The 10,597-nt window shown below is 45.5% G+C and carries 10 protein-coding genes; 1 reads left to right on the top strand and 9 read right to left on the bottom strand.

Features of this window, described 5'->3' with window-relative positions; genetic code table 11:
* On the top strand, positions 1-196 hold a 196-nt coding region (locus LRL21_RS29595), incomplete at its 5' end, for a hypothetical protein (protein ID WP_240419356.1).
* Here the strand turns inward: LRL21_RS29595 and LRL21_RS29590 are convergent.
* From LRL21_RS29590 to LRL21_RS29545, 9 genes are all read right to left on the bottom strand, one after another.
* Positions 168-383, bottom strand: coding sequence for a DUF3006 domain-containing protein (locus LRL21_RS29590; protein WP_240419355.1), 216 nt, complete (start codon positions 381-383; stop codon positions 168-170). The two genes, LRL21_RS29595 and LRL21_RS29590, sit on opposite strands and share 29 nt — an antisense overlap.
* Before the next feature lies 1 nt (position 384).
* Positions 385-1,266: a ComEC/Rec2 family competence protein gene (locus LRL21_RS29585; protein ID WP_240419354.1), complete on the bottom strand. Its 882-nt coding sequence runs from the start codon at positions 1,264-1,266 to the stop codon at positions 385-387.
* 87 nt (positions 1,267-1,353) lie between these two features.
* Entirely contained in the window at positions 1,354-2,160 is an 807-nt protein-coding gene (locus LRL21_RS29580) for a diguanylate cyclase (RefSeq protein WP_240419369.1), read from the bottom strand.
* Between the two features lie 2 nt (positions 2,161-2,162).
* Positions 2,163-2,516 (bottom strand): hypothetical protein, encoded by a 354-nt coding sequence (locus LRL21_RS29575; protein ID WP_240419353.1) that lies wholly within the window; start codon positions 2,514-2,516, stop codon positions 2,163-2,165.
* Between the two features lie 287 nt (positions 2,517-2,803).
* Positions 2,804-4,591, bottom strand: a complete 1,788-nt coding sequence (locus LRL21_RS46395; protein ID WP_338044693.1) for a Gfo/Idh/MocA family oxidoreductase — start codon at positions 4,589-4,591, stop codon at positions 2,804-2,806.
* On the bottom strand, positions 4,588-5,613 hold the full coding sequence (locus tag LRL21_RS29560; RefSeq protein WP_240419352.1) for a Gfo/Idh/MocA family protein: 1,026 nt from the start codon (positions 5,611-5,613) through the stop codon (positions 4,588-4,590). The genes LRL21_RS46395 and LRL21_RS29560 overlap by 4 nt, the downstream gene beginning before the upstream one ends.
* Positions 5,614-5,699: 86 nt before the next feature.
* A complete protein-coding gene (locus tag LRL21_RS29555; RefSeq protein WP_240419351.1) occupies positions 5,700-6,983 on the bottom strand; it encodes an ABC transporter substrate-binding protein in 1,284 nt (427 codons plus the stop codon).
* Positions 6,984-7,167: 184 nt separating this feature from the next.
* Complete coding sequence (locus tag LRL21_RS29550; protein ID WP_240419350.1) at positions 7,168-8,772, bottom strand: response regulator; 1,605 nt, start codon at positions 8,770-8,772, stop codon at positions 7,168-7,170.
* Entirely contained in the window at positions 8,769-10,535 is a 1,767-nt protein-coding gene (locus LRL21_RS29545) for a cache domain-containing sensor histidine kinase (RefSeq protein WP_240419349.1), read from the bottom strand. Before LRL21_RS29545 ends, LRL21_RS29550 begins: the two co-directional genes overlap by 4 nt.
* Between the last annotated feature and the right edge of the window lie 62 nt (positions 10,536-10,597).

The following is a 10,597-nucleotide window of genomic DNA, read 5'->3' as shown; positions in this document are numbered from 1 at the left end:
CCGAATCATCCGCTCTCACCCACGCTTTTTTAAGATGACTCAATTATACGGCAAAAAAGGTACAGGCTCTTCAACTTTCTTGAAGAACTGTACCTTTTTCTTAAAGATGGACTTTTTCAGTGGCCTCCGCGGCGCGATGGGGGTTTCTCTTGATCGGATTATTATTTTCACTCGTCTGCCCATACATCCTTCATGAGCTTTTTGATGCGGCTCTCTCTCTCTTTGGTAGCTGCAGCGTCCGTTACCCAGATTCCCTTCTGCTGCTCGACCGCATGTCCTGGCTTCACACCAGCTGCAACCTGACTCCGTGGAACATCAGTCATCACGCCCGCAATTTCAATGATGTAGTATTTGCCTTCAATGCGATCTACAATTCCTTTCAAGCTACTTCTCCTTCCTTTCCGTAGCAATCGTGACGTTCTTTCCATCCGATATGACTGACACCGTCCCCTGCAAATCATTGCGATACACGCTAACTCCTGCTTTTTTCAGGCGGGATAATATCGTCTTGTCCGGGTGACCATAATTGTTATCTTTGCCCGATTGAATAATCGCATATTGAGGCTTCACCTTGTTCAGGAAGGTTAAGGAGGTTGAAGTCTTCGATCCATGATGTCCTACCCCCAACACGGTCGATGACAGATCCACACCCGATTTGATCATATCCTTCTCACTTTCCGCCTCCGCATCACCCGTTAACAGCAGCGAAGTCGTACCATAAGTAATTTTCACGACAGCACTCATGTTGTTGGCACTGTCGTATACAGCTGCAGGTGCGATCATCTCTACTTGAACCTCTTTGTCCCAGTCCAACGTTAAACCGGCTTTGGCCGTTTGGACCTTGAGCTTTTTATTGCTGATCGATTCCAATAACGATTCAAAGGTACGGGTATTCGACGATATTTTGGGCATATATATACTGTCCACCAGCGTTTGATCAATGACCTTATCCAAGCCTCCGATATGATCCGCATCCGGGTGTGTCCCGATTACGATATCGAGCTTTGTGATTTGATATTGCTTGAGATAATCCAGCATGACTTGTTCTTTGTCGTTATTGCCTGCATCAATAAGCATCGTTTTGCCGGATGGACTGATCAGCAGCTGGCTTGCCCCTTGCCCGACATCCAAGAATAGCACCTGGAGCTTTCCATCCGCTCGTAAAATTGTCGTTGAACCCGCAGATTCATTAAAAACACTCATAGGTGAACAGCCCGTCAACACAACCAGGACGAGCCCCATTATCCAAACCTTCCATTGTGCCATACTTCAGTTAGCTCTCCTCGTGATGATTGTAGGACATTGGAATAAATAAAAGCCCCTAAGCTAGTTTATAACTCGGAGCCGTTCTTTTCAATGTTTTCCATGCAATAAATGTTCATCGTATGCAGGCTTTAAGCTGGTGGATATCATACTGGCCTTGCTGATCATCTCTCTAAAGCTCGAAGAAGCATAATTGTGATCGAACCCGTTAATATAACCAACTGCTGCCGAAAGGGTAATATTCATCACTTGCATCGGCTCCGACAACTGCTGAATCAGCTTCTCTACCTCCTGCAATTTCCGCGTTGATATAATGACGAACTCGTCGCCGCCATATCTGCATATGTAATCCTGTTCATTCGTTATGTTTTTAAGCAGGGTTGAAAAATGAATGAGTACATCATCACCGACTGGATGTCCGTGCTTTTTATTAATAAGGCCAAAATCATTCAGATCGATAAACAAAATATGAAACATCCGATTCAGAGCAACAAATTGATTAAACACATATTCCATATAAGCGGATCGATATAAGCCTGTTAGCAGATCCTCATATTTGCCAAGTGTTGTCTTCAGCACCTCTCTGGTTACAATGCCCTCTGCATGATTGCCATCCTTGACAATTAAACGTTTTACTTGATGCTGCTCCATGATGGAAATAGCATCTCCAATAAAGGTTGACTTGGGAATACAAATCGGATTTCCCGTCATCGCATCTGCGACGATCCGGTTGGGATGAACCGAACGTAAATCCCTGGAAGTCAGAATACCAGCAATTTTACCTTCATCATTCACCACAAGTGAATTGACACCGAGTTCATCCATCAGCCTGGCTGCGTATTGAACACTTTTGCCAGAAGTGATGTATTGCAGCTGTTCCGATATCAAGTCCTCCACCTTCAATTTAATTCTACCTCCCGTTCAACGAACATCCTAAATTTCAACTCGGCTCGCAGTACCATGCATTCATTCACCATACAATTGGCTTCCTCCATAATAATTTCCAGCAGCTGCTGCTGTTCCATCATTTCCAATAAGGAGCGACGAATTAATATTCCCTCCACCTTGGGGTGATCGATTTTTAATACTGTAAATTGTTCGGGGGAAAGCGCTTCCGCCATGCGCATAACAGCTTCGGGTCCCACTGGAGCGTGCTTGCCAATGATTAATAAATCCTGCATGGGGGGTAGTTCGAATTCACTGATAACCATGGACAAATTAGCTTTTCGGGAATAAGAAGACTTATTTCTCATCAATAACATCCTTAAACTATTTTGACTTGGGGGAACTTTCTTAAATATGTATTAAATATACATGAAAGTGCTACCAAAATCCACTATTAATCGACAATGATTACCATTTATTAGGCCTTATTTACCACTTTTATTACGATCCTCCGTTTAATAATACCAGGATGAAAGTATGATATAAAAAGCAGCTTCGATTAAAAACAAAAAAGGCGCTCATCGCTCGGTGGAATAGTGTTTGTCCGTAAGTCCGTAACACCACCCCAAAGAAAGGAGCACCTTTTATGTGAAGTTTACTTCGGTAACCTGGATAATAACGATTCCCCAAACGAATCCTGATCTACATAAAGTGTACAGCTGGGATGTGTACGAAGAATAGTAGACGGATTGGCTGTCGTTATCGGCATATTTAATGTACGGTGAACAGCGTCCCGTTTAGTCGGGCCAGGGACCATGCAAAACAGCTCAGACGCAGACATAAGGGCAGGTATGGTTAAAGTAAGCGCATGCGTCGGCACGGATTGCAATTCCGGGAAACATCCGTCATTCACCTGCTGCTGTCGGCATGCATCCTCCAGTACAATAGGTTTGATGATAGCCAGATCTGCAAAGTCTGCTACCGGCGGATCGTTAAAGGCGATATGTCCATTCTCTCCGATACCGAGAAAGACAAAATCGATCGGCGCCTCCTGCAACAGTTCCGCGTACCTGTGACATTCCATCTCTGCGTCTAAGCTGCCATCAATTAGATGCACAACACCTGGGTTCACTTTATCGAAAATGCTTGTTTTCAGAAATTCCGCAAAGCGCTGAGGCGATCCTTGCGGTAATCCTATGTACTCATCCATATGAAATGCGGTGATTCGCTCCCAGTCGAGACCCTCCTCTTGGCATAACTGCTCCAGAAACTCATTCTGAGAAGGGGCTGCTGCAAATACGATACGTACACGCTCCTGTTCCGCAAGTCGTTTGCGTACAGCCTGCGCCGCCTGTCGTCCAGCCGCAGCGCCCAATTCGCGTCTTCCTCTATAAACGTTCACCTGCAAATTATCAACCTTCAGACTTTGATGCGGCTTATCCAGCACGACTTCACGCTGCCTGTTAGAAGATTCATAGGTACCCAAAATAATTTCAAGCGCATGAATACCTTCTTCCCCTGGGATAATCGGTGCGCGATGTTCCTGAACAGCCAGAGCCATATCGCGAAGCTGCAGACGGTGTCCGTCAGGGATAACCTGGAACGGCTCAAAGGCAGGGATCTCCAGCTCTTCACCATTCACCTTTAGCAGCTCAATGTCGTCTTCCTTGTAAATGAGGGTTCCCCGTTCACCATGGATCTCCAGCCGTTGGCCTAAGTTAGGATATACAGTTGTGGTGATTTCCATGACACCCATGGCGCCATTATGGAAGCTGAGCAGGGAAACAGCGGTATCCTCTACCTCAATTTGTCTTAACATCGTGTTGGCCCGTCCATAGATGGATTTGACCGGACCCACCAGCCATTGCAGCAGGTCAACCGTGTGAATCCCCTGATTCATCATGGAACCGCCCCCGTCAATCGCCCATGTCCCCCTCCAGCCGGCACTGTCATAATACTGCTGGCTGCGGTATATTTTCACATAGGCATCACACAGACTTAATTTTCCCAGTCCGCCATTAGCGATAAACTGCTTAACAAATTGGGCGGCTGGAGACATTCTTCTTGGAAAAATCGTCGCAAGCAGAACACCCTGCTCCTTACATTCCTGAATCATCCGGTACGCATCTTCCATATGGATCGCCATGGGCTTCTCCACCACCACATGTTTGCCCGCTCTTGCGGCAAGCAGTGTTTGCTCAGCGTGGTATCCGCTTGGTGTACAAATGCAAACAACCTCGATCTCGTCATTCTGCAGCATATCCTCGAGCTGCACGTACAGCTGACCTCCATGCTTATCTGCAAATTGCCTTCCTTTCTCCTCATTCTTTTCACATATGGCAACCAGTTCCGCCTCTTCGATCTCGTGGATAGCATTTGCATGAATCTCGGCAATGACACCACATCCCAGAATGCCAAACTTGGTCTTCTTTACTGTGCTCATACCTGTCGCTTCCTTTCCTGCGTATTTAAATGGATAACAAGATCATCCGCCGTGACGGTCGCTTCGGACGTCTTGAGAATGTCATCCTGAGACACAGTAGCATCTTCTCCTTGAATACGCCGTATAAAGTCGCTTGTAATGGAATGCTTCGGCTGTTCGAGTGGAACCAATCCCATAGGCGATTGATTCGTCAATTGGATCATAACGGTATCCTTCTGCAGCAGAGGATCGCCTTGCAGACGGAGCTCGGCACAACCTTCGGTACCTGTTACGAAGATACGGCCATCCCCCCAAGTCCAGCTCTGGCTTGGCGTGTGCCAATCCGTATACAACTGGGCGGTGATACAATTCTCCAAGACGACCTGTACGCTGGCCGTGTTATAGAAGGTCGGGTATTCAGGCAAAATCGTTTTGCCGACATACCCGTTAATCGTTTCTATTTCTTTACCGGTCAACCATCGCAGAAGATCGAAATCGTGCACCAGCAGATCAATCAGAATCCCGCCAGACTGCTGTTTGGAGAAGAACCATTCCGGTCTTTTCGCGGCATCCAGTCGATGAGGCTTGCGCATGCCGATCGAGACGATATCGCCCAGTACCCCTTGATCAATCTGTTTCTTTAAGGTGTAGATTGCGGGATGAAATCGTTCGGTCAGCAGCATCCCGACTTGAATTCTACCCCGTTCGATCACTGCCTTCAGCCGCTCCAGCCCTTCTGCGCTCGTAACAGCCGGTTTATCGATCATGATAGGTTTGTCATGGCTTTCACATAACTCAATCACATTCATCTTTTGATCATTAATCGATGCACAGCCGACAATCGATACCGACTCACCCAGCAGGCTTTCTTTCTCTTTCACAAGAGGGATTCCGAATTTATCTGCAAAGCTTTGTGCCAGCTCCACATTCTCATCCTCGTAGATTCCGGCACATGTATATCCGAGCTCAAGCATCTCACTGATAAATATTCCGATATGCGCATGCTGACAACCAATAATTGAAAACTGACGAGCATTCATCATTGTAAATCCCCATTTCACACAAATATAATAGCAGAACAGGATAGAAGCCCATCGTTAGATAGTTTTCCACCTGTAAAATTATTCCATTAATTGTTTTTCTCGAAGATTTTGTCGGCTTCTTTACGGAAATCAACGACCGCCTCATCAATGGTCACTTTACCAAATTGCTGCTTTTGCACTGTTTGTTCAAACAGCTTGGTCACTTCACCCGTGCCTTTAGGTCCGCCATCATACATCGAAGGTTTATTGCTGGTTACATGCTGCAGCATTTTCACCATTTTCTTATCACGCTCATTGAATTTCGCGGTCAGGTACTCCAGCATTTTTTTATTTTCCGGCATGCCTCTTTCCGTTTCCAATATATCTGCCGCTTCCTTCGAATTCAGGAAAAAATCAAGGAACATTGCTGCTTCCTTCGGATACTTCGTTTTGGCCGAAGCGGAAAGGAACATCGCCGGTAAAATCGCACTGCCGGATTGTTTATCCTTCGGATAAGAAACCATATCGATTTTATCCTTCATCACATTCTCATATGCCGGGAACGTAGCTGTAAATTGAGGTCCCATGATGGGAACAATCCCTTTCATTAATCCATCCTTATTAGGATCAGCATTACCGATTGGCAGAAACGAAGCGGTCATGGTAGCTGGCGGTACAATGCCTTCCTTACGAGCGTCATCCCACATTTTCAGCCAGTTTGTGAACGTCGGGTCCGTGTAGCCGAGTCGGTTATCCTTATAAAGCTGCTCACCGACAGAAAACACATAATACATGTAGGCTTCCAGGGACGTCGACATATCGAATGCACCATATACTTTATCTCCAAGCTTGGACTTCACTTCACGTGCCTTATCAAAATATTCCTTCCAGGTCATGTCGAGCTTCGGAGGCTCAACCCCTGCCTGTTGGTACATTTCTTTATTGTAGATTAAGACGGAGGCATTATCGGAAACCGGCAATCCGGTCAGCTTGCCTTTAACCGTTCCTTGATTCTTCACAACATCCGCATTTAAATCATCAATTTTGAGCTCCTTACCCACTTGAGGAGTGAGGTCGGCAAGCACACCACGATCCGAATATTCCTTAATGTAGAGAATACTCATCTGCATGATATCAGGAACATTATTGCCGGCTACCTGGGTGGACAGCTTCTCCCAGTACCCATCAAAGCTCGTATATTCCGGTTTAATTTTGATATTCGGATGGAGCTGTTGGAACTTGTCAATGACCTTCAGCGTTCTGTCGTGCCGTCCTTGACTTCCCCACCAGGCAAATCTCAGCTCCACGTTCTGCTGGGCTTGCGTTTGTTTGGGATCGACTTTTTCTGAAGCGGTTGCATTTTTCTGCTCCGTAGGAACGCATCCGGCCATAAGGCCTCCTAGTAAGGTTAAACTTAGTAACGAGTTGAAAAATGTGCGGCTCCTTGCATGATGACTAGCCATTGTTGATACACCCCTTATCCATTTACTAGCTTACATCACTATTATAAAATTTGTGGATTTTAATAGAATAAGAGAAATCTACAAAATATATCGAAAATATACGGACTGTTTATTACTGGTTAAACTCGGAAGGATTTAATCCCGTATGTTTTTTGAATAATTGGCTGAAATACGCATGGTTCTTATAACCGACCAATTCAGAGATTTCAAAAATCTTATAGTTGCCGCTGAGCATAAGCTCCTTGGCTTTGCCCATACGGATTCGCGTCATATAGCTGTTGTAGTTTTCACCGGTTTCCTGCTTAAAGATCTGACTCAAGTAATTCCGGGTCAAATAAACCTTATCCGCCAAAACATCGAGTGTGATGTCTTCGGCATAATGCTCCTGCACATAGCGCATGATGAAATCAATCGTTTTGCGATGCTTCTGACTGCTCCTTCGATTCATAACCTCACAGATCGGGAGCAGCAGCTCACGTAGCCAGGCGGCAAAATCAGGAATGCTGTACAGAAGCTCAAGTTCCTTGTACATGTTGAAGCCGGCATGAATATCCTCGATCTGCAAGCCGTGATCATACAGAGCCAATGCAAGGATGCCAACGATATCGACGGAAAATTCCCTTAGTACGCTGATGCTCGGCACGTCGCCCTTATGAAGCGATTTGGTCAGCTCTGTGATTCGTTCCTCTACCAAATCCTCTTGGCCTGATATAACGGCATCGATGATAACCTGATAGCTTTCCATGGGACGGCGCGTAGCCGTTTTGGACAAATCCTTAACATCCTCGGCGACGATAAGCTGCTTATTCCGCATTGCTTCCCGCTCCGCCAACAAATCAACAGCAGCCGAATAAGATTTAGGAATGTCGGAAATATGATCCCCGATGAAGCCAACAGAAGCCCATACCTGCAGCTTTAAGTACTTTTGTATTTTTTCCAAAAATTCGTGCGCTATTTCCTTAACCTGCATCTTCACATAGTCCTTTTTCACATGAGATGGCGTCGAGACAATAACCGTAATTAAATTACGCTGAATGTCGGCCACGTACACGCCCTTCTTGCTTTGAGACAGCTCATCCACAATATTACTGATAGCATATGCAAACAGGGATACATCGCTCGGTTTAAAGCTCCGCTCCCGATTAATAAAAAATTCAATTAATAAAACGGTGAAATATTGTCCGGACAAATCGATCTTCAAATATTCGGACACTTTGCGATAAAATGGCGTATGGCAAAATTCCGGTTCAAGCAGCCCTTTAAACATCTGCTTTTTCGTGATCGGCAGGTTGTATTCCAGAAGCTCTCGCAGCTCCTTGTCTTCCCTCTCGGAAGCCACCCTTTTCTCAATTTTAAGTGCCGTTTCCTGAAGCACACGTTCAATTTCATCGAGTGTCGCCGGTTTGGATAAGTAATCGTTGACCTTCAGCTTTACTGCAGATTGTGCGTATTTAAAATCCTCATAGCCGCTCAGGATAATAACTTCCACCATATTTCCATCTTCGCGTACAGCTTTAAGCATTTCGATTCCATCCATCACAGGCATAAAAATATCGGTCAATATGAGTTCAGGTCGATAAAACCGGATCTTCTCCAATCCATCTCTGCCGTTCCTGGCGGTTGCCACCACCTCAATCCCGAATTCGTTCCAACGCACATTACGAGTAAGGCCCTGGATCGTGGTGATATCATCATCGATAATTACCGCTTTGATCATGAAACTGCTCCTTCGTAAGGTCTGGGTGAGTCTGTAAGCATTTTGGGCAAGGACAAGACAACCTTGGTTCCCACATCGATTTGACTATACAAGTGCACCCCAAAGTTTGCACCAAAATACAGCTGAATGCGTTCATGTACATTGCGTATGCCATTATGCTCTCTGCTTGGCTCAGCACCGCCCACATCCATCCCAATTCCGTTGTCTTCAATGGCCAAATATATACTCCGTTCGTCTTCCCATCCTGTAATCTTAATCATACCCTCACCTCGGGAATGAAGCCCATGAATCAGGGCATTTTCTACAAATGGCTGGATGATCAGTTTAGGCGTGTAGTAGGTTTTTAACGAATCCGGTACCGAGATATCGAACTGAATCTTGTGTTTATGCCTGATTCTTTGCAGCTCCACATAACAATGCAGATGCTCAAGCTCCCTCTTCACCGTAATGAAGGTAGCTCCGCTGGATAGACCGATACGCAGCATCTTGCCAAGTAGAGCCAACATTTGGCTGATTTCCTTGCTGCCTGATTCAATCGCATGCCAATTAATCATATCTAAAGTATTGTACAAAAAGTGCGGGTTAATCTGCTCCTGCAGGATTTGGATCTCTGCTTCTCTTTTTTTCAGATGCTGCTCTTCCACCTGAACGATCAGCCGATCTATACGCTGCGTCATTTGATTGAAATTTTCATTTAAATGTCCAAACTCATTCTCATAATCATTATCGATCTGAACGTTCAGCTTGCCAATTTTCATTAGGTTCATAGCATGAGTCAGTTTTCGAATGGGCGCGGCGAATTGTCGGGATAATAAGAACGCCATAATAATAGCGAGCAAAATACACAGAACAGCTGCAATAAAAATAACCATTTCAATTTTGCGGCTTCCTTTGGTAATATCCTCCCAGGGAATAACGTCCATCGTTATCCACAGCGTCCGATCCTGCTGATTCCAGATGATTAACTTCTTCTTCTCCAGCTTGACTACTGCGAATTGCTCCGATTCCGATTGTGCCAATATGGAAGCCAGTTCGTTCTTATGGCCCTCATAGGTAACTGCTTCTCCGGTCGCATCGTTGAATTCCGCAATCAGCCGGGAATGTGTATCAAGCACAAATCGGCTTACATGGGTGCCGCTGCTCGAAACAATCTTTTGCACAAACGGCATTTTTAAATTCACAACAAGAATGCCGATCTCCTTGCCTGAGGGAGACAGCACCTTGCGGGCAAAGCTGACAACAAGCCGATCTTCGGGAGCGTAGCTGCCTACCTCAACGGGGTGGGTGCCTATCCAGCAGTAGTCGGCATCCTTGATCTCGTTATACCAGGAGCTTCTTTCGATGATTTGATAATCGTACACGCCGCTGCCTGCAATCTGCTTGTCTACGCTGGTATCTTTGGCATACAGCTGTAAGGAGTGAATGCCTTCCTTGACATAGCTGGGTCGGCTCAGCATATCCACCATGTCTGAATTTTGCCCAATCCGCTCGAAGGATTGCTCGCTAAGCTGCAAGTAATGGATCAGCTTCGGGTTACTGGCGAGTACAAGTGAATCATATTCGACGGACTGCAGCTGAATATCCAGCTGTTTATTAATTTCGTTCAATAAAAGCTTTCTGGAAGAGATCGTTTGCTCCACGACCTCCTGATTCGTAATATAATAGCTTGTAATACCGAGAAGCATGATCAATAATGCTGAAATGATAATGAAGGAAGCAAAGAAAGTTACCTGGAATGAAAAGGTTTTAAATGGATTCTTCATGATAAAGATCACCTACTGTCCAGCCATTTAGCACTAGCATAAGGCCCGTGAACTCCTTTTGT

The organism is Paenibacillus periandrae, assembly GCF_022458865.1.
GTDB classification, from domain to species: domain Bacteria; phylum Bacillota; class Bacilli; order Paenibacillales; family NBRC-103111; genus Paenibacillus_S; species Paenibacillus_S periandrae.
The sequence above is the reverse complement of the archived record's forward strand: the minus strand, read 5'-3'. Positions and strand labels throughout refer to the sequence as shown.